Origin of the sequence: Chryseobacterium sp. PMSZPI, from assembly GCF_002835665.1 — a bacterium.
In the GTDB taxonomy this organism is placed as follows: Bacteria; Bacteroidota; Bacteroidia; order Flavobacteriales; family Weeksellaceae; genus Chryseobacterium.
Genome location: NZ_PIZV01000024.1, coordinates 89,330 through 109,772, shown reverse-complemented (window position 1 = coordinate 109,772; position 20,443 = coordinate 89,330). Strand labels below are relative to the sequence as shown.

The 20,443-nt window shown below is 31.6% G+C and carries 21 protein-coding genes; 20 read left to right on the top strand and 1 reads right to left on the bottom strand.

The window, feature by feature from the left end:
- From CW752_RS05145 to CW752_RS05050, 19 genes are all read left to right on the top strand, one after another.
- A partial coding sequence (locus CW752_RS05145; protein WP_317044719.1) for an RHS repeat domain-containing protein occupies positions 1-1,467 on the top strand: 1,467 nt, incomplete at its 5' end.
- A 2-nt stretch (positions 1,468-1,469) separates the two neighbouring features.
- Positions 1,470-2,111 (top strand): hypothetical protein, encoded by a 642-nt coding sequence (locus CW752_RS05140; RefSeq protein WP_101238685.1) that lies wholly within the window; start codon positions 1,470-1,472, stop codon positions 2,109-2,111.
- A 90-nt stretch (positions 2,112-2,201) separates the two neighbouring features.
- Positions 2,202-2,870 (top strand): hypothetical protein, encoded by a 669-nt coding sequence (locus CW752_RS05135; RefSeq protein WP_101238684.1) that lies wholly within the window; start codon positions 2,202-2,204, stop codon positions 2,868-2,870.
- A 3-nt stretch (positions 2,871-2,873) separates the two neighbouring features.
- On the top strand, positions 2,874-3,347 hold the full coding sequence (locus tag CW752_RS05130; protein WP_101238683.1) for a hypothetical protein: 474 nt from the start codon (positions 2,874-2,876) through the stop codon (positions 3,345-3,347).
- A gap of 33 nt (positions 3,348-3,380) precedes the next feature.
- Entirely contained in the window at positions 3,381-4,391 is a 1,011-nt protein-coding gene (locus CW752_RS05125; protein ID WP_101238682.1) for a hypothetical protein, read from the top strand.
- Positions 4,392-4,393: 2 nt separating this feature from the next.
- On the top strand, positions 4,394-4,957 hold the full coding sequence (locus CW752_RS05120) for a hypothetical protein (RefSeq protein ID WP_101238681.1): 564 nt from the start codon (positions 4,394-4,396) through the stop codon (positions 4,955-4,957).
- Between the two features lie 221 nt (positions 4,958-5,178).
- On the top strand, positions 5,179-6,009 hold the full coding sequence (locus CW752_RS05115; protein WP_133121655.1) for a hypothetical protein: 831 nt from the start codon (positions 5,179-5,181) through the stop codon (positions 6,007-6,009).
- 3 nt (positions 6,010-6,012) lie between these two features.
- The gene (locus CW752_RS05110) at positions 6,013-6,579 is read left to right on the top strand and encodes a hypothetical protein (RefSeq protein ID WP_101238679.1); all 567 of its coding nucleotides are present in this window, start codon (positions 6,013-6,015) and stop codon (positions 6,577-6,579) included.
- Between the two features lie 234 nt (positions 6,580-6,813).
- Entirely contained in the window at positions 6,814-7,977 is a 1,164-nt protein-coding gene (locus CW752_RS17010; protein ID WP_262496348.1) for an RHS repeat-associated core domain-containing protein, read from the top strand.
- Positions 7,974-8,564 carry a hypothetical protein gene (locus CW752_RS05100; protein WP_101238678.1) on the top strand — a complete coding sequence of 197 codons (591 nt, stop codon included), beginning with the start codon at positions 7,974-7,976 and terminating at the stop codon, positions 8,562-8,564. The genes CW752_RS17010 and CW752_RS05100 overlap by 4 nt, the downstream gene beginning before the upstream one ends.
- A 510-nt stretch (positions 8,565-9,074) precedes the next feature.
- Positions 9,075-9,539, top strand: coding sequence for a hypothetical protein (locus tag CW752_RS05095; RefSeq protein ID WP_101238677.1), 465 nt, complete (start codon positions 9,075-9,077; stop codon positions 9,537-9,539).
- Positions 9,540-9,626: 87 nt separating this feature from the next.
- Complete coding sequence (locus CW752_RS05090; protein ID WP_101238676.1) at positions 9,627-10,022, top strand: hypothetical protein; 396 nt, start codon at positions 9,627-9,629, stop codon at positions 10,020-10,022.
- Positions 10,023-10,094: 72 nt separating this feature from the next.
- Positions 10,095-10,613 (top strand): RHS repeat domain-containing protein, encoded by a 519-nt coding sequence (locus CW752_RS05085; RefSeq protein ID WP_228401629.1) that lies wholly within the window; start codon positions 10,095-10,097, stop codon positions 10,611-10,613.
- A gap of 12 nt (positions 10,614-10,625) precedes the next feature.
- Complete coding sequence (locus tag CW752_RS05080; protein ID WP_101238675.1) at positions 10,626-10,889, top strand: hypothetical protein; 264 nt, start codon at positions 10,626-10,628, stop codon at positions 10,887-10,889.
- A 10-nt stretch (positions 10,890-10,899) separates the two neighbouring features.
- Positions 10,900-11,559, top strand: a complete 660-nt coding sequence (locus CW752_RS05075; protein WP_101238674.1) for a hypothetical protein — start codon at positions 10,900-10,902, stop codon at positions 11,557-11,559.
- Positions 11,560-11,565: 6 nt separating this feature from the next.
- Entirely contained in the window at positions 11,566-12,171 is a 606-nt protein-coding gene (locus CW752_RS05070; protein ID WP_101238673.1) for a hypothetical protein, read from the top strand.
- A 671-nt stretch (positions 12,172-12,842) separates the two neighbouring features.
- The gene (locus CW752_RS05060) at positions 12,843-13,373 is read left to right on the top strand and encodes a hypothetical protein (protein ID WP_133121654.1); all 531 of its coding nucleotides are present in this window, start codon (positions 12,843-12,845) and stop codon (positions 13,371-13,373) included.
- Between the two features lie 158 nt (positions 13,374-13,531).
- Positions 13,532-14,062 (top strand): hypothetical protein, encoded by a 531-nt coding sequence (locus CW752_RS05055; protein ID WP_133121653.1) that lies wholly within the window; start codon positions 13,532-13,534, stop codon positions 14,060-14,062.
- A 251-nt stretch (positions 14,063-14,313) separates the two neighbouring features.
- On the top strand, positions 14,314-15,849 hold the full coding sequence (locus CW752_RS05050) for a YifB family Mg chelatase-like AAA ATPase (RefSeq protein WP_101238669.1): 1,536 nt from the start codon (positions 14,314-14,316) through the stop codon (positions 15,847-15,849).
- Between the two features lie 13 nt (positions 15,850-15,862).
- On the opposite strand, the gene CW752_RS05045 is transcribed toward CW752_RS05050, so the two are convergent.
- The gene (locus CW752_RS05045) at positions 15,863-16,678 is read right to left on the bottom strand and encodes a GLPGLI family protein (protein ID WP_101238668.1); all 816 of its coding nucleotides are present in this window, start codon (positions 16,676-16,678) and stop codon (positions 15,863-15,865) included.
- A 602-nt stretch (positions 16,679-17,280) separates the two neighbouring features.
- On the opposite strand from CW752_RS05045, the gene CW752_RS05040 reads away from it, so the two are divergent.
- On the top strand, positions 17,281-20,394 hold the full coding sequence (locus tag CW752_RS05040; protein WP_101238667.1) for a non-ribosomal peptide synthetase: 3,114 nt from the start codon (positions 17,281-17,283) through the stop codon (positions 20,392-20,394).
- The last annotated feature ends 49 nt before the right edge of the window (positions 20,395-20,443 follow it).

Sequence of the window (20,443 nt, the reverse complement as noted above, 5' to 3'; positions counted from 1 at the left end):
TCAGGTCAGGAGAAACATATTTTATATATTGGAGGAAGTCCTTATGAATCTAATATTGTATATTTAAAAAACTTTACAGAGAGCAGTGGTTCTTATAAATTTTTGCATAAAGATTATATCGGAAGCATTCTGGCAATCAGTGATGAAGCAGGAAATAAACTTGAACAAAGACATTTTGATGCCTGGGGGAACTTCACCCATCTTCAGATAGGTAATGGAGCTATTATTACTGATAAATTACTCATTGCTAATTCCTCATTACTCATTGATAGAGGTTACACTTCTCATGAACACTTCATGGAAGTAGGTATTATCCATATGAATGGAAGATTGTACGACCCATTATTGAGAAGATTTTTAAATGCAGATGAGAATATTCAGGATCCTACCAATACTCAAAATTACAACAAATATGGGTATGTAATGAATAACCCTCTCATGTATAATGATCCGAGCGGAGAGTTTATTTGGGCAGCAGGATTTTTCTTAACATATATTGCCCCAGTTATCTGGGGAGCCGTAGTAGGAACTCTGATCAGCGTGGGCATGTATGCGATACAGGCATTGGTAATGAACAGCTGGTCATGGAATGGCTTTGCTAATGCCTTATTAATGGGTGCGGTCACAGGAGGTGTTTCCGCTGGTCTGGGACAGGTCTTCAGTGCCAGTGGTTTCTGGGGAACAGTTGGTAACGGCGCTTTGGCAGGTGCTGGAAGTGGAGGAACTACTGCTCTGATTACTGGACAGAATTTCCTTGAAGGAGTTTTGAAAGGTGCTGTGATTGGTGGAGGTGTAGCAGCGGTAAATTATACAGTGAACTACTTTGTAAAATATGCAGGAATGAAGGATCAATTCAAATATTATAGTGGTGAGGATCTCACACAAAGTGATAATTCATTAGAATACTCAAACGAAACGCTCAAAAAAATGCGAAATGATAACTTTACACCAGAAGAAATACGAAGATTTAGAGTAGATAAAGATTTAATTGGATCTCAAAAATATTCAATGACATCAGATGGTTTTTTTAAAACAACTAATGGTAAAGCTTATGCTTATACAACACCTCCTAATTTTTTAACCGGAAAATCTTTTATTCACTATTCTAGGGCTGCATTTGCATCTGAGGAGCTACTTTTTACAACAATGCTTCACGAAACAGGACATGCTTATATAATGAATGCAGGTAATTTTTTCATTAAACAGTATGATAAAACAAAATTATTTTCACCTTATAAAAGTGAAAATTTAACTTCTAATATTGATGACTTAGGCCATGCAGCTATTTATAGTATGGAACACTTGTCTGGTACTATTAATAATTTTTCAATTTCAAGCTATGGAGGTGTTCCTCAATCTGTAATTGATAAGGCTGTTAGTAATGCTATCACTGGAAATCAAAGTCAAGGATATGGTCTTCTTCGAAGTTTTATAAAAGAGATTTTTAATAGAAAATATGTACCATAATTATGACAAAAATCACATACATCTTATTTACTCTTATTACACTAGTATCTTGTGTAAAAAAAAATGAAAACTGTAATGTAAAATTAACGCATAACAATTATCACAATAACGATAAAGTTTACTATGATATCAAATTAGATAGTACAAAGAACATTCTTACTTTAAGTATAACAAATAAAACAGGACAAAACATTCTAATACTTAAACCTGAAATTTTATTTCTGAAGCAAAGAACAGCTAATCTTCAGAATGAAGAAAATAATAAAACGAAGTTTGAAACGATAGACTTTGATACTATTAAAAAAAGCACTGTTAATATAAAACGGTATGACAATATTCAGAAAAAGTTAATCGATTTGTGGCAAAGGCGTAAAATAAGACAAAACAATAATCATTACTTTGACTATGGATATGAGATGAAAGATTATTTGGCAATAGTGGAGAAAAATCAAGCTTATAAAGAAGAATATTTTATCAACTGTACAAAAACAGATAAAGGAACATATAAAATTATTTTTGATACAGGATTTAGAGACGATATTTTGGTTAATGATTTTGTTGATATCAATTCTTTGGATGAAGAATATTTATTTTATAAACAAAATGTTGATTATCCAAAAGATGCTTTAATATTGATACAATAGCATAAAAATCATCCCTTAATAAGACTTTCAAATATAAGGAAAAGCAAATGAAGGATTCTATGCTACTGAATTCATGTCATTGGAGGGGCTGTGGCAGGAATTAGTTGGGTCGCTTCAAAAACGATTGCATATTATAGATCTAAAACACCAGATGCAATAACATCTACTGAATTAAAAAATGCAGGATATGATTTGTCAGATCAGGGTTCAGGCGATTATTATACTACAGATAAGCAAGTACAAAATGATTTTAATAGGACAACTGGTGATTATCAAGCCTCAGTAGATAATGTAAATACTGAATATAAGCTTGCAACCAATGAAAATCTCCCCAAGGGATCAACTATTTCCCAACCTTGGAAGCAAATTATTACTAATGATCCAAGAGACTCCGGATATGTATTAGGATATACCACAAACAGAAATAAAAACTGGTGGGAGTTTTTAACTCAAGGGGTAAAATCCAGAGTATTAATTGCCCCTAATTTAGGGATTCAAAGCGACGTAGTTAAACAGGCCGTTTTCGGTCATGAGTATATCCATGCTTATCATCGGTATATTGGTCTTATGTCAAGTTATGGAAGCAGATATTCTAACTATACAGAATCTTCCGCCTACCATTTTACAATTAATTTATTGAAATCACGAGGACAGGATTTCAGTAGTTTTTTAAACCAATTTTATAATTATGGTGGCAGATTCCCTGGGGTTTTTAATTGGACAGATGCTATTAAAAATATTGTAAATTTTAAAAAATAAAATATGAAATACATTATATTTTTATATCTTTTTTTTCTGATTAATTGTCAAAAGAAAAAGAATGATGTTAATATTGGTGATATTACGAAAATAATATATATAAGTGATAATATTACTTATGATATAACTGGAAATTTCTACATTCTTGATAAAAGATTTAAGAACCCTGGTCAACATAATTTAAACTTGAACAATCATGATTTAGATTTAATCAAGAGCAAGATTATTGACAATGATATATACAAATTAAATGATTCTTTGGAATTCATTAAAACTTGTAAAACGGAAGGATGTCTGTCTAAAATAAATATAAAATATGCATCAGGAAGGAATCAATATTTCATATTTGACAATTTAAATTATAGAAATAATTTCAATAACAAATCCTACAAAAAAATAATAAGTATTGAGGAAATAATAGGCAAAATTATTGTAAACAATATAAAAGAACCGGAACCAGTAAATATACATTTATAGGCAAAAAAAGTAAGTCTATTCTTAAATGGCATAATGTACAATGACCCGAGCGGAGAGTTTTGGGTTGCCGGATTCTTTTTAACTTATTTAGCACCTGTGATTTGGGGTGCAGTAGTAGGAACTCTGATAAGTGTGGGGATGTATGCGATACAGGCATTGGTAATGAACAGTTGGTCATGGAATGGTTTTGCCAATGCCCTTTTAATGGGTGCGGTCACAGGAGGTGTTTCCGCTGGTTTGGGACAGGTCTTCAGTGCTAGTGGCTTTTGGGGAACTGTTGGTAACGGTGCTTTGGCGGGTGCTGGAAGTGGAGGAGTAACAGCACTTATTACTGGACAAAACTTCCTTGAAGGAGTGCTGAAAGGTGCTGTGATTGGTGGAGGTGTAGCAGCGGTAAATTATACAATGAACTACTTTGTAAAATATGCAGGAATGAAGGATCAATTCAAATATTATAGTGGTGAGGATCTCACACAAAGTGATAATTCATTAGAATACTCAAGCGAAACACTAAAAAAAATGCGAAATGATAACTTTACATCTACAGAAATTAGAGAATTTAAAGTAGGGAAAGATTTAATCGGATCTGAAAAGTATTCGCAAACATCAAATGGTTTTTTTAACACAGGTAATGGAAATGCTTATGCTTATACTACTAGACCTGCTTTTTTTTCCGGAACCTCTAATATTCATTACGCCAAAGCAGCTTTTGCTTCAAAAGAATTACTTTTTACTACAATGGTTCATGAAACGGGGCATGCTTATATTATGAATGCCGGGAATTTCTTTGTACAGCAGTATGACAAAATGAAATTGTTTAATAGAGGGTACGGAACCACAATAAATGATTTAGGCCATGCTGCTATTTTTGATATGGAAAATTATCTTTCAAAAATAAATGGATTCAATTACAACCCAGGAATTGGTACTGATAAAAGCTTTATAATGAATGCGGTAAATAATAATATTACAGGAGATAATACTCAAGGCTTTAATTTCCTCAAGAGATTTTTATTGCCTGTATTTAATCGTAAAATGAAATAAGTATGAAAAAGTATATTAAAATTATTTTTTTGCTTGTAAGTATTGTAGTATTATCTTCGGTATTTATACTATATAGATATTATTACATAGATACATTGATAGAAAATAGTATTTTGGATTTTAGCTCAAAAAAATATAATGGTAAACCTATTCGAATAATTAACTCTAGAATAAATGATACAGAACCCATTCCGTCAGATACAATTATTGGTTTGTATGAATATGATGTCACAAAAATAAAAGAGATTTTCTTAAAAAAATATCCAAAAATGAGTATTGAAATTCCTCGTAATACAATAGATAATATAAAATTTATGAGAGAGACAGACATGAATAAAATGGATATTTACTGTATTTTTATTAGTAAAAAAAAGCGGAGGATTGATTTTTATATGAAAGAATTTTTAATACAACAAAGTTATACAAGTAAGAAAAACGAATATTTATACGAAATAAAAAATATTAAAAAATTTGTTTGGAAAAATTTTCAGTGGTATTTAGCAGATAATAAAACAGAAGAAATAAAATATTATCAGAATGGATTTATAGAAATTAAGCATGACTAGGAGCGTGTTTCAGATGTGTTAGTTTAGTCTATAAAGTAAAGTACTGAAATTGAAATGACACTAGCGGAGAGTTTATTTGGGCAGCAGGATTTTTCTTAACATATATTGCCCCAGTTATCTGGGGAGCCGTAGTAGGAACTCTGATAAGTGTGGGGATGTATGCGATACAGGCATTGGTAATGAACAGCTGGTCATGGAATGGTTTTGCCAATGCCCTTTTAATGGGTGCGGTCACAGGAGGTGTTTCCGCTGGTTTGGGACAGGTCTTCAGTGCTAGTGGTTTCTGGGGAACAGTCGGAAATGGTGCTTTAGCGGGAGCTGGAACAGGTGGTGTAACAGCTCTTATTACTGGACAGAATTTTCTTGAAGGAGTTTTGAAAGGTGCTGTGATTGGGGGTGCTGTGGCGGCATTAGGACAAGGGATTAACCAATTATTTAATAACCATAATGGAAATCGAATTGTAAGTGAAATAAAAAGAGAAGATATTTTAAGCCCCACAGTATCAAGTCCTGAAGATGTACAAAAATATTCTTATGGGACAATGAAAAAGTTTGAAGAGGGATATGGTAGTTTAAGAAAGTATGGTGTGGAAAATTATTACTTAAAAAATCCAAATGGTTACGGCGTAGCAAAAGATGGAAATTTTTATAGATTGAGTTTTTGGAACAAAATTGGACTCGGAAGCCAACCAGGGACTTCAGATGTACTGGGGGTAACTGTTGGTAAAGATATTTATCTCTCGAAACCAGCATTTGCGTCTAAAAATTTATTAACAGAAATTGTTACACATGAAACTGGACATGTTATTTTGGGAAACTCTAATCTATCTGTTTTAGCAGGTTCTTTTTTTGAGGGAAAAGGAAGATTTGCAAAATTTTTTGATGATTTAGGGCATATATCAATAAGAAAAATGTCTTTAAAACTTTTTGATGCAAACGCATGGTTACAAAAAACAGACTGGATGCAAATTATAAAATCTTGGGAGATTCCGGAATCAAATCCTTTATTAGATAAGCTGCTTATTCCTTTGATTAAACCTTTTAAATTTTAACTCATGAAAAAAATTATAATATTATTCTTACTCTCTATTTTCGCTTTTATAATTTCATCGTGTGAAAAAGAAGACTTGAAAATTTATGCTTCGATAAATAAAAAAGATTCTATTTTAGTTTTAAAAGTCGAAAATACAACAGAAAAAAATTTTTTAATAGAAATTCCTACATTGGAAAGCTTTTTTTATGAAGATGAATTTAATAAAATGGGACCTGAATATTTTGGACCACTTACATTGCTAAGTATGAAAAAAGATAGTAGTGACATTAAAAAGTATAATGCTTTAAAATGTGAAGGAATAGAAAATCAAACCTTAAAGAATAATTGTCCGAAATTTATTGATAAAAATAGTACTAAAAAGTATTATTATAAATTAGTTGGATACAAAACTGGACGAAAAATTCTATTAAAAGATGACGATTTTAAGACTCTATTACATAATTTAAATATTTCAGTAAATGACAAGCGCAAGGAGAATTTTATAAAACTGAAGAATAAAACATGTGAAGGCTATACATATTTTACTGGTAGCATCAAATTTTACCCTGATAAAATTATTTTGCCTTAATAGAATTGCATCATGTTTCAGAAATGGTTTATACAAATTTTTACATAAAGATTATATCGGAAGTATTTTAGCGATCAGTGATGAAGCAGAAATAAACTGGAACAAAGACATTTTGATGCCTGGGGGAACTTCACCCATCTTCAAATAGGTAATGGAGCTATTATTACTGATAAATTACTCATTGCTAATTCCTCATTACTCATTGATAGAGGCTACACTTCTCATGAACACTTCATGGAAGTAGGCATTATCCACATGAATGGAAGATTATATGACCCATTATTGAGAAGATTTTTAAATGCGGATGAAAATATTCAGGATCCTACCAATACTCAGAATTATAATAAATATGGGTATGTAATGAATAATCCACTGATATATAATGACCCGAGTGGGGAGTTTTGGGAAGCCGGATTATTTTTAACTTATTTCGCACCTGTGATTTGGGGAGTAGTAGTGGGAACTCTTATCAGTGCGGGCATGTATGCGCTACAGGCATTAGTAATGAACAGCTGGTCATGGAATGGTTTTGCCAATGCCCTTTTAATGGGGGCGGTCACAGGAGGTGTTTCCGCTGGGTTGGGACAGGTCTTCAGTGCCAGTGGCTTCTGGGGATCCGTAGGAAGTAGTGCTTTCACAGGAGCAGGAACAGGTGGCGTTACAGCTTTGCTTTCTGGACAAAACTTCCTTGAGGGAGTTTTGAAAGGTGCTGTGATTGGTGGTGCTGTGGCAGGAATATCTTATTATGGGGCTAAATTCTTTTCTGCTCCTAATAACTATCAAGGTCAGACAGTAGACGTATTAGATACCGAATCTGAAAGAATTTATGGGACTCCTGTTGAGCATAGTTCTGATCAGGTTTTAAAAGTTATAAATAAAGAATATAAAGGAGCATTGCCTACTAATGCAAGTGTCCTCGCATTACATGATGCGGATGATCTCCCTCAATATTTGAAAGATCAGAAATATACTTTTGATGGGAAAATTTTAAAAAATAGTGATCAGCAAGAAGTTTTGGCAACTACGACCCCATTTTATAAAAATAAATATATGCGATATGTTTTTGCTCCAAACGTATCAAGATCTTATCAACAATTAGTAAAAACTACAGGACATGAGCTATTGCATGGAACATTTTTTTCAAAAGGGATTGATTCATTTGATATGATGGTTCAAATTTGGGGGTATAAATCTTATCCGGATGAATTGACAAACCATCATGGGGTAATCTCAGTATGGGAAGATAAGTTTTTAAAGTATAAAGGATGGCAAAATCTTCCAATTAATAAATTACCCCTAATCGATTTGGACAGATTAGTGCCAACAGCTCCCGGGCATATTTTTCAAAAAGACTTGATGCTTAAAATTATGAATAACTTTTTTAATAAATCCAAATGAAAAGATATATATTGATATTCCTATTGATTTTTTTATTCTCCTGTTCAAAAAAGCAGGATATAAGAAAAGATACCGTCACATTAGAATATAAATACGATTTGAATAAAAAAGAATATTATCTAATATTTTTAAATAAAACAAATGAAAATTTAACTATTTTAATACCTAATCAATTAGCCTTTGTTTTATATAATAAGACTGATGAAGAAGCTTCAAGTAATATTTTGGAAAATGTTGAGAAGGTAATTCATTGTAATATTGGAAATTATCATCCTCCAAAATCTGCTATGATTCTGAAAAAAAGCTATTTCAGTTATTTTCATAAGAATGATTCAAAGTATGAATTTACAACAGTTGATTTAAAGAGTAATGAAAAGAAGGAAATCTTATATAATATTCTAATGAATAAAAATACCAACTTTGGACATAGAAATTTATATAAACAATATATTCCTAAAATGAGAGATTTACTAAATCAGAAACCTTTTGTAGGTGTAATAAATCAATATTTAGAATTTAATGAACATAGTTATAAATTATATTTGGAAGACTTTGAGGTTAAAGATAGTCTGATCATAAAACCTTAGTGTTTTTTAATATTTAAAAAATAGATTTATAAACGTATATCACTATTAATTATCCCTGTTGCACAAAGTAAGGAAACTTAGGAGAACGAGGAGTTATAATTGAGGATAGTTTATTCTTAATATTTCGCAGAATGATGCTAATAAATAAGTGTATGATATATTATTTGAAATAAGCAGATAATAATCGCAAAATTAAAAATAAGCTTCCCGACAGTTGTTGGGGAGCTTTTTTATTGGAGTGAAAAATAAATATTTTAGAACTAAATATTTAATTAATAGTAAGTTAATTGATGTTGTATTGTTTTTTTTATATTTATTTCCTCAAAAAATATCAAACAATTATGAAAAAAAAATTACTTCTTGTTCGGCTTGGGGTGTTATTTTGTTTAACCTTGCTTAGCAATTCAACACTTTCCGTTCAGATTATTATCTCTTAATATTACGAGGGTACAGGAACCAACAAATGATATAAATGTAAGCCATGAAACAATGCAAAACGATGTTACAAACATGAGGAGTGATAATTTTACAAAATCAGAAATTAAGAATTTTGGTGTAGGTACGGACACTGTAGGATATGGAGGTCATGATGGGTATATTTATCTTGGAAATGGAAGCCAGGTATATGCTTATACAAAACCTATGGATTTCTGGACTGGAAGGTCAGATATAGTTTATGCCCCAATAACTGCACAGAATAAAAAATTATTAGCAGCAACAATGGTACACGAAACAGGACATGCATATTCTCAAAAATTAGGATTATTTGATGTGCAGCTAAAAACAGATAGTAGCGAGCATCTAGCAATGGCTAAATTACAGCACGTATATGCAGACAAGAATCTTATATCTAGAACAGAAAGACTATATAGCAGTTTTTATTGGAGACCATCCGTTATTAATAGACTGTATAATAATTTAGACTCAATTTCCCGAAGTATAGTATTTAACAGATTTATGTTTTATGGAAAATAAAAAGACAAAACTAAGAATATTATTATTGATTACTTACATCCTTATTCATCAAAGTTGTATGGCTCAAAAAAAGATGAACTTCACCTAATGTATAAGGATATTTTATATTATAATGATATAATTGATGAAATTAAATCTTATGATAGTAAAACAGCAATTTATCAAATAAAACAATTATATCCTGATGGAAATTATAAGATAAAAACAGTTGTAGTAAATTTAACACAAAAGAACATTAAAGAAATTTATGATTTGTATTTGAAACTGCAGCCTAAAAATTTGCGTAATTGTATATTTACTGATGATAATAAACTTATATCAAGTTCAACAATCAGTTTTAATAAAAGTGAAAATACGAAGGATTTGCCATGTAATACTAATTGGGAGGATAAGCAAAAATATGATAAAATAGAAGCTAAATTATATGAATTTATTTTACCAGTGTATAAGTTAAAATTTCCGGATGAATTTATACAGAAATAAAACAGTAATGTTTTGGGATATTAGAAAAATGGTAAATTCACTAAATTCTATAGTGAAGATGGAAGTTTTGAAGTGATCAAAGATAATACCTCAGGTCAGGAGAAACATATTTTATATATCGGAGGAAGTCCTTATGAATCTAATATTGTATATGTAAAAAACTTTGCAGAGAACAGTGGATCTTATAAATTTTTGCATAAAGATTATATAGGAAGTATCCTGGCGATCAGTGATGAAGCAGGAAATAAACTTGAACAAAGGCATTTTGATGCCTGGTGTAATTTTACTCACCTTCAAATTGGAAACGGAGCTATTATTACGGATAAGAATATTATTAATACTACTTCGTTATTAATAGATAGAGGATACACCAGCCATGAGCATTTTGCAGAAGTGGGAATCATCCACATGAATGGAAGATTATATGATCCGTTACTCAGAAGATTCCTAAATGCAGATGAAAACATACAGGATCCTACAAACACCCAAAACTATAATAAATATGGGTATGTGATGAATAATCCCCTGATGTTTAATGACCCGAGTGGAGAGTGCTTAGTTCCTTTATTTGGGGTGCTGGTATCCACATAGATCGCAGGCGCTGTGGTAGGAACAATGGTAGCCGCAGGAATGTATATTTTAAATTCTTTAATTAATAACACTTGGTCTTGGGGTGGTTTTGCCAGAAGCTTACTGATAGGAGCCATCACAGGCGCTGCTATAGGAGGATTGACTGGAGGAATGTCTGCCAGTGGCTTCCAAGGAACTGTTATTGTGGGTAGTATGAATGGTGCTATTTCTGGAGGAATTGATGCTTTGTTTAGCAAACAGAATTTCTTTACAGGACTATATAGAGGAGCCTATTAGTAAAGTAATAATGATGCTAATAACACCTCATTATAGTTATCATAATATTACAGAAGAGGATCTTAAAATCTTAGAATCAGATAATTCTTCTCCGGTAGATGAATCACCCCGTACTATGTGGAAAACCTTCTATGATAAAGGTTGGAACGAAGATGGTACTGGAGCACATAACTTTTACGCTGATAATCCAACTAAGAGGTATATTAGGGACGGCGATTGGTATTATGATACCGTTGATAAAGTTAGAGTAGCTGGATATACGAGATTTAATAATTGGAATAATACGACGTCAATTAATTTAGCAAAAACTGCTTTTGCTTCAAGGTTAAGATTAGAATATGTTATGACACATGAATTAGCTCATTCTACAATTTTTATGAATGCAACTTTAAAAGGGTTTTTACTATATAAAGTTGAAAGAAATGGTAAAACAAGTTTTGAGCCTGAAATGTTGAAGCAATTGTATTTATCAGATGGGACATATGCTCCTAAAATTAGTATTGAACATGGTGCGATATGGGGTATAGAAAGAGATTTTATGAAAAAATTTGGCTCTGGTGGTCTATCTGGTATAATACATGATTCATGGGGTGCATATTGGGATACTTATTTTGCACCACAAAAACAATATAATCATGTATATGAAGCGATTAAAAAATTAGTAAAATAGAAAATTATGAGAAAAATCATTTTAGTAATGTTCTTTTTCTTTTTTGTTCTGTCTTGTAATAAAAAAGAAAAAGAAGGTGTAGAAATTTATGTGGAAAAAAAGCAACAACTTAATAGTCATTGTTTGCTAGTCAAAATAATTATTAAGAACAACGATAAAAAAAATTATTTGATTCCTATTGGTCCAAATTTTTATTTAGATAATGATAAAAAAATGTTACAGTCAATTCCTTCACAGATTATAACTTCAGATTTTATAACTTTCGATGATAGGAAGGATTTTATGCTACAAGAATTTACTGAAAAAAATCTATACAAAGGATTTTCTCATGAAGCCTTTAAAATGGCAATATTAAAAAATTATGAAGAATATGCAAATTCATTATTTTTTATTCCAAAAAATTCTAAAAGAGAACTGTTCTTAGCTTTTAATAACTATAATACGCATAATCGTAATGAAATTTTTAGCGATAAATTCACAAAAATAAGAATTGATCATTATGTAAAAGAAGACGTAAAAACTATAGATTCTTTGATTAATTATAATAAATTAAAGTATATTTTGTACAGAAAGAATATATATTTAAATGATTCATTATACATCAATAAGTGAAACTTGAGTTTATCCAATTAATAATTGTTCTTTGATATTTAATGATCTGAATTAGTAACAATTTAATCTGATAGTTACGAATAAAAAAATATAAATTTTAAATAATCATGCGTATACACTCAGTTTTGATTCTATTGATACTATTATCCTGTAATAATAATGAAGATTTTATTAATAAAGTTATTGATAAAAATAAGATTTCAATTATTAACATAGATCAAAAACCTATATCACAAACGGAGGTATTGTCAGAATTTGATAATACATTTCTCAAAAAATATAATTTTTCACAAAAAGAAAAGAATAAGGATACATCACTGAAAATTTCTAAGATACATTATACTGTATCTAATGACAAAAAGGAATTTACAAAAATTTCAGTACCTATCTACTCCAAAGATAACAAGTTTTGTCTCCTGCAAATTATTAGTTTTACACAAAAGATAGGTTATTCAAATACCATATATCTTTTTAATAATAATAACAATATCTGGATTATTGAAGATAAATTTGAAAGTAAACTTTTTAATTAATGGTGGGTGAACAATAGTCGTTGTAAGCTACCTAACGATAGTAAGAATTAGTTTATTCCTACAAATGTGAATTTTTTGCATATAACAAAAATTCGTCTTAAACAAAAACGAGATGGATTTATTTAACATATCATCATTATGAAAAAAGTGATTTTACTCCCATTTTGTTTTTTATTTATTTTCTGTTCTAATCAAATGAAATTGAATAAAGCAAAAGATATTAATATTACCTTAGAAGAAGTTCCGCTAAAATTGAACACCGGAAAAGTGATTAATTATTTGATTAACAATAATACAAACAATACATATATTATTGACCCTTATGGTTTTTATGGAGTATCTTATGTTCTTGAAAATGGGAAAATAATAGAACCTACATCATATTACAGAGGAGGATATTATAATCGATTCGATGATAATGATTGTAAAAGAGATTTGGTTATTATAGAGCCTAAAACTTCAATATCCATACCGTTAAGTTTGGATCGAAATAATAGAAGTATTTATAATTATTCTAAAAATAATTATTATATAAACGTAATTAAATCATTTCATAATAAATACAATGCAACAATTTTAGGTTGTGATCGGTATATAAATAATTTAGAAAAAAAAGGCTATAAAGTACTAGAGGACAGCATTGTTGCAAAAATACCTTTGGTTCCGTAAAATTTTTATTAAATATAGTTATATTATATATTAGCAGTATAAACTCTTTGAATAACAAATTTTGCAAATGGGAAAACAATATTGGTTCTCAAATTATGAAATGGTAGGAAAAATAATTTCCTTAATTTTCTAGATTATTGCGTTACCAATAAAAAGGTATGAAAAAGATTATTTTATTTCCATTTTGCTTTTTATTTATTTTTTGTTCTAATCAAATGAAGTTAAATAAAGGAAAAGATATTGATATAACATATCCACAAAGTTATATTTCGGCTCAAAAAACCAAGACTGTTATAAAGGAAACCATTAAGAATAATACAAATAACACTTATATCATTGATCCTTATGGATTTTATGGAGAGTCTTATACATTGGAAAATAATAAAATTTTAAAACCTTATATGTATATTAATGAAGGTTATGTATCCAGAAATGATAGATTATGTCGTGAAACATTAATTATTCTAAAGCCTAAAGAGTCTATTTTACTATCTTTAGTTTTAAATACTAATAATAAAAGTGTTTATAAATATTCAAAGACTAATAAATATGAAGAAGTTATAAAATCTCTACATAATAAATATAATGCTACATTGTTAGGGTGTGATGATTATATTGAAGAATTAGAATCTAAGGGATATAAAGTATTGGAAGATAGTATTGTTGCAAAAATACCTTTAATTCCGTAAAGTTTTTGAAATTTTTTTTGTTGCAATATAAAAGCCATTAAAATCCCTCTTGAAGAAAATCAAGGGGGATTTCACTTTTTAATTGGGATCTACTCATTAAATATTTAACTTGAGTTTGGGTTAAGAAAATTAAGTATAAGATGAAATGATTAGGCTTTTAAAATTTTTTTAGTTTAAATAGAATATTATCAACCTAAATGTTTGTTTTTTAAAATAACATATTAGTTACATTTACTTCAAAAAACACACCCATGCTGATTAAAATTTATGGAGGCGCCATTCATGGAGTGGCAGCTCAGACAATAACAATTGAGGTCAATGTAGATACCGGAGGAGTAGGGTATCATTTGGTTGGATTACCTGATAATGCCATCAAAGAAAGTAGCTATAGAATCTCCGCAGCATTGAAAAATGTGGGATATAAAATTCCCGGAAAGAAAATCACAATCAATATGGCTCCGGCAGATCTTAGAAAAGAAGGCTCTGCTTATGATTTAAGTATTGCTTTAGGCATTTTAGCCGCCTCAGATCAGATTTTAGCCGAAGAAATTCAAGACTATATTATTATGGGGGAACTCTCATTAGATGGGAGTCTGCAACCTATAAAGGGAGTTTTGCCAATTGCTATTCAGGCTCGGGAAGAAGGTTTTAAAGGAATTATACTTCCTATTCAAAATGCGAGAGAAGCGGCAATTGTAAATGATCTTAAAGTATATGGCGTTGAAAATATTAAAGAAGTAATCGATTTTTTTAATGAAGGTAAGGCTATAGAACAAATTATATTAGACACAACAAAAGAATTCCATGAAAAAGTCAATGATTTTCCATTTGATTTTTCTGAAGTGAAAGGACAGGAAACAGCTAAAAGGGCAATGGAAGTTGCAGCAGCCGGTGGACATAATATTATTTTAATCGGGCCTCCCGGGAGTGGTAAAACAATGCTTGCCAAAAGGGTCCCGAGTATCTTACCACCATTGACATTAAAAGAAGCTCTGGAAACAACAAAAATTCACTCTGTAGCGGGAAAGATAGGCACAGAAGCATCCCTGATGACTGTACGTCCTTTTAGATCACCTCATCATACTATTTCAGATGTAGCTTTAGTTGGGGGAGGAAGTTATCCTCAGCCTGGAGAAATTTCGCTGGCCCATAATGGTGTTTTATTTCTGGATGAAATGCCCGAATTTAAAAGAACCGTTCTTGAAGTAATGAGGCAACCTTTGGAGGATAGAGAAGTTACCATTTCAAGAGCAAGGTTCACCGTAAATTATCCCGCGAGCTTTATGCTCGTTGCTTCAATGAATCCCAGCCCAAGTGGTTTTTTCCCGGACGATCCCAACAATACCTCTTCTGTTTATGAAATGCAGCGGTATATGAATAAACTTTCGGGGCCGCTTTTAGACCGGATTGATATCCATATTGAAGTTCAGAAAGTTGAATTTGAACAGCTTTCCGAAAAAAGAAAAGGTGAAAAAAGTAAAGACATACGGGCGAGAGTCTTAAAGGCAAGAGATATTCAGAATAAACGTTATAAAAACCTTAATATCAGTTGTAATGCTCAAATAGGACCTAAAGAGCTTGAAGCATTTTGTGAGTTGGATGAAACTTCTTTCCATCTCATAAAATTGGCAATGGAAAAGTTAAACCTTTCTGCCCGGGCTTATGATCGAATTTTAAAGGTTGCCAGAACCATTGCTGATCTTGAAGAATCCGAAAATATTTTATCTTCTCATATTTCAGAAGCTATTCAGTATCGAAGCTTAGACAGAGAATTTTGGAATGGCTAACAAAAAAGAAGTGCTACTTGTAATGAATGATAAATTCCTTTTCAATAGGGTTGTTATTAGACTTTAGATTTCGTTGAGCCTCTATAGTCATCTGCCTGAAGTCGGTGGAAATTTCATTTCCATGTTCATCAATGGTAATAGGCATATTTTCTCCTTTCATATCGGCGAAAGGATCCTTATATTCCTGAAGTTTTAACTGGGTGTACTTCTTTTTATCTATTAATAAAGGCTTTTCTCCAAAATGAGTTTCTAAAATTCCTGAAGTATCATATTCTTTATCCAATACTTTGTTTTTAACTAAGGTGAAATGGTAATATTGTTTATTATCATATATTTCGAGAATCATTCCGGGAAGCCCACGGAACTTATAAGGCCCTTCCGGGATAGGAATACTGTTGGCGAACCATGCCGTCCATTTTCTTCCTCCAAATTGTGTCATAGCTGCCTGCACTTTTATATGGCCTATCATTTTGGTTTCCGGCAGAATAGACCATTTCATCTCATCATGGCTCTTCATCTGTATGGAAGCTGATCCGGCAAAAAGATAGTTGATGTTATCAAAACTGTTTCTATCCCTTTTGACATAATGATATAGTTGAGTTCGCTCATATTCTGAATCTGAACTTGCATTTTTCATGATGCTATCATTTTTATGATCAATCAAAGAAAAGTATTTTACAGATGTCGGATTTATATCTGTGATAAAAAATTCTTTAAGCTCGTAAGCGGCAATCGTATCTGGTTTGAATTTCAATTCATAATAGAATCTTTGACTTTGTGCAAAAACAATTGAACTAAGTAGTATTAATAAGAAAGGTAATCTAATCATAAATGTTTTTTATGACTGCTCCAAAAATTAAACCTGCTTTATGGTTTTTTTAGACTTTTCTTGGTTTTATAACAATATAACAGGTTTTTTCTTTTTTTTAACACACTTTAATTGAAAAAATATCAAATAATTTTTTTGATGCTTATTTTTAATAAGTTACACGCACTTTTAATGATATTAATTTTTATTTATGTGATATGAGGTTGTAATTATATAACATTTACTAAAAATATTATGTTAAATTTGATTACCGAATCATTAAAAATATTACATTATGAAAATTAAATTAACAAACGACGCTTAAGTGCCTGAATATAATAGTTCGAAAGAGTAAAGAATATTCTACATACTATTTCCGATAGCAATAAATAATGCGATAAGCCTTATTTATAGTTTTGCTCAATGGGCAAATCCTTTGAATCTTTACTGTCCTTATTTTATAAAACTACATAATAACACTTTTAATCAATAAACTGTGTTTATCCTGTACATCCGTTAGTTGTGTTTTCTTCAACTGGGTGCTTAGGATGTGTTTTTATTTATAAATGGGCTAGGAGGATATTGAATATCTATAGAAAACTTTAACCTAATTACTATTTAACATGTCAAATACAAACGCAATTTCAACACTAGAATCGCAATCATTGGCGGCTTCTGTACTATTATCTCCTGAAGACCAGGAAAAATTGTTACACCGATTCAATACAACCGGCTGGGATTATCATCAGGAAGAAACCTTGGTATCACTTTTTAAAAAACAGGCAGAACTTCATCCGGAAAATATCGCGGTTGTATACCAAGGGGAAGGGATAACTTATAAAGAACTGGATCAAAAAAGCAATCAATTAGCAAATGCATTATTGGCAAAAGGAATAAAAGAAGGAGGATACGTCCCTGTATGGTTAGATCGCTCTTTAGAATGGGCAGTAGCCGTCCTTGGAATCATTAAAACCGGAGCAGCTTATGTCCCTATAGATCCGACATATCCGATAAAAAGAGTTGAATATATTATTTCAGATACTGCTGCTGGCGTTATTATCACCAATCAGGCTTTAGGAAAAGGGTTATCTCAAAATAATAAGACTGAAATATTTGATCTTCAAACCTTGAATAATCTCAATCATTTTTCTTCCCAACAACCGGATGTCAAGATTCATCAAGAGGCTTTGGCTTATACCATTTATACTTCCGGATCAACCGGAAAACCTAAAGGAGTAATGGTGAGCCATCAGGCGATTCAACATTTGGTAACCTGGCATAATCATCATTTCCATGTGGATTATACTTCACGTCTAACAATTGTTGCGGGGTTGGCCTTTGATATTTCTGTATGGGAAACCTGGTCGGCTCTTACTTCTGGTGCTACCGTTTTTGTTGCAGAAAATGAAGAAAGAACAGATGTTTCTGCATTAGTTGAATATTATCGTATCAATAAAATTACACATGGTTTTGTACCGTCTGTCCTTGTTCCCTCATTTGTAGAACGTACTAGGAATTATAAAGATCTTGCTTTGAAATATCTTTTTACAGGAGGAGAAAAATTAAAACCGGTATTAACCACAGAATTAAGTTATGAGCTCATTGATTATTATGGGCCTACGGAATGTACCGTATTTGCTACATTTAGAAAAGTTAAGGATGTCAACGGAAAGTATGTGTCTTCAATAGGGAGGCCCATAGCCAATGCCAAAGCCTATATTTTATCAGAGAATATGGAATTAGTCCCGGTAGGAGGTGTTGGTGAACTATATATTGGAGGAGATCTTCTTGCTAAAGGTTATCTTAATAATGAAGAACTTACTGCAGCGAAATTTACTATCAATCCTTTCAATGAAAATGAAAAGCTATATCGTACCGGAGATCTTGTCAGATGGCTTCCGGACGGTGAAATTGAATTTTTATGGAGGAAAGATAATCAGGTGAAAATTCGAGGTTTCAGAGTTGAATTGGGTGAAATAGAACGTACCCTTGCCCAGCATGTGACCATAAAAGAAACTGTAGTTATTACCAAAGAGACAGCAGGCACTAATAAATATCTTATTGCCTTTGCAGTATTAAAACCAGGTGTTGAAAAGGATGTTACAGCTGTCAGAAACTATCTGAAAGAAGAACTTCCCGGATATATGATTCCTGCGCAGATAATTTTCATAGACAAAATACCATTGACAGCAAATGGTAAGACAGATACACAGTCTTTAAAAGATTTAGCGGATAAAGAAGCTAGCGAATTAGTTTCATTTGAACCTCCTACTAATGAGACAGAAAGAATTATAGCTGATATTTGGGCAGCAGAATTAGAGCGCCCTGTTATTAATATTACAGATAACTTCTTCGATATTGGAGGAAACTCTCTTTTGGTAGCTGTAGTGGCTGTGGCTTTACAGAGAAGATTGGATTTGAAAGTTTATTTAAGAGATATCTATCAATATCCGGTATTGCACGAACTTTCAGAAGTATTAATTGCCAGATCCAAAGAAGCCAGAGCGATACCCGTAGAAGATGTAGAACCCTATGTAGCCTTGCAGCAAGATGTGTATCTGGCTCCCGGAACTACTTTTGCAGGAGGTTTTGATCCTAAACAGGTTGAAAATCCTTCTACTATATTTCTAACAGGGGTTACAGGATTTGTAGGAATTCATCTTTTACAAGAGCTATTAGATACTACAACTGCAGATGTTTATTGTTTGGTAAGAGCACAGGATGAGTTTCATGCCGTGGAGAAAATTGATCGCTGTTTCAAACAATATCATATTCCTCAAAAAAATGAGCAGAAACCTAGGATCATTCCTGTAATTGGGGACCTGGCATTACCTTCATTAGGTCTTTTAGATGAGACCTTTAAAATGTTGGCCCAAAAAACAGACCTTATTTATCACTCCGGAAGTTCTGTGAACTTCATTGAGCCTTATTCCTATATGAAAGCTCCAAATGTAGATGGCTTACGAGAAATTATAAAACTTGCCGGAGCTGAAAGAACAAAATGTCTTGCTTTATTATCTACCATATCAGTTTACAGTTGGGGACACGTATTTACAGGCAAAACAGTTATGCTGGAATCCGATGATATTGCTCAAAATTTAATGTCAGTGAGCAAAGACATAGGGTATGTCAGAAGTAAATGGGTGATGGAAGCGGTAGCAGATTTAGCTGTAGAACAAGGATTACCATTAATTACCTATCGTCTTGGATATGCAATGTGTCATAGTAAAACAGGTGCAAGTGCCCCTTATCAATGGTGGTCCGGCTTGGTTAAAAATTGTGTGGAATTCAAATCCTATCCTGCATTGACTGAACTTAGAGAAGGCTTGATTACTGTAGATTATATGACTAAAGCTATGGCACATATTACAAAAAATAAAGAAGCTATTGGAAAAAAATTCAATTTGATTGCAAGTCCGGAAACAAATCTTACCCTTGAAGATTTCTTTGGATTAATGAAAAAATATTATCCGTTTACATTGAAAGGCATTCCTTATAAAGAATGGAGAAAACAATGGGAGGATGATAGCAAAAACCGCCTGTATCCATTGACGAGCTTGTTTAAAGATAATATGCATGAAGGATTATCTACTGTAGAACTTTACCAAAATACATATGTCTGGGATTGTTCTAATGTAAAACAATTTTTGGAAGGCTCCGAAATTAAGGAACCGGTATTTGATAAAACCATACTGGATTCTTATTTACAATATCTTGGAATTCCAATTTCAGAATAATAAAAGGTCTGGCAGAATACTGTCAGACCTTCTTTATTTTAATAGCTTG

Coding starts and splice junctions, on each gene's coding strand:
- CW752_RS17010 (WP_262496348.1), top strand. CDS start 6,814: ATGGAAGTAGGCATTATCCACATGAATGGAAGATTATATGACCCATTA.
- CW752_RS05050 (WP_101238669.1), top strand. CDS start 14,314: ATGCTGATTAAAATTTATGGAGGCGCCATTCATGGAGTGGCAGCTCAG.
- CW752_RS05055 (WP_133121653.1), top strand. CDS start 13,532: ATGAAAAAGATTATTTTATTTCCATTTTGCTTTTTATTTATTTTTTGT.
- CW752_RS05075 (WP_101238674.1), top strand. CDS start 10,900: ATGATGCTAATAACACCTCATTATAGTTATCATAATATTACAGAAGAG.
- CW752_RS05045 (WP_101238668.1), bottom strand. CDS start 16,678: ATGATTAGATTACCTTTCTTATTAATACTACTTAGTTCAATTGTTTTT.
- CW752_RS05125 (WP_101238682.1), top strand. CDS start 3,381: ATGTACAATGACCCGAGCGGAGAGTTTTGGGTTGCCGGATTCTTTTTA.
- CW752_RS05115 (WP_133121655.1), top strand. CDS start 5,179: ATGGGTGCGGTCACAGGAGGTGTTTCCGCTGGTTTGGGACAGGTCTTC.
- CW752_RS05070 (WP_101238673.1), top strand. CDS start 11,566: ATGAGAAAAATCATTTTAGTAATGTTCTTTTTCTTTTTTGTTCTGTCT.
- CW752_RS05100 (WP_101238678.1), top strand. CDS start 7,974: ATGAAAAGATATATATTGATATTCCTATTGATTTTTTTATTCTCCTGT.
- CW752_RS05095 (WP_101238677.1), top strand. CDS start 9,075: ATGAGGAGTGATAATTTTACAAAATCAGAAATTAAGAATTTTGGTGTA.
- CW752_RS05060 (WP_133121654.1), top strand. CDS start 12,843: ATGAAAAAAGTGATTTTACTCCCATTTTGTTTTTTATTTATTTTCTGT.
- CW752_RS05110 (WP_101238679.1), top strand. CDS start 6,013: ATGAAAAAAATTATAATATTATTCTTACTCTCTATTTTCGCTTTTATA.
- CW752_RS05090 (WP_101238676.1), top strand. CDS start 9,627: ATGTATAAGGATATTTTATATTATAATGATATAATTGATGAAATTAAA.
- CW752_RS05130 (WP_101238683.1), top strand. CDS start 2,874: ATGAAATACATTATATTTTTATATCTTTTTTTTCTGATTAATTGTCAA.
- CW752_RS05040 (WP_101238667.1), top strand. CDS start 17,281: ATGTCAAATACAAACGCAATTTCAACACTAGAATCGCAATCATTGGCG.
- CW752_RS05120 (WP_101238681.1), top strand. CDS start 4,394: ATGAAAAAGTATATTAAAATTATTTTTTTGCTTGTAAGTATTGTAGTA.
- CW752_RS05140 (WP_101238685.1), top strand. CDS start 1,470: ATGACAAAAATCACATACATCTTATTTACTCTTATTACACTAGTATCT.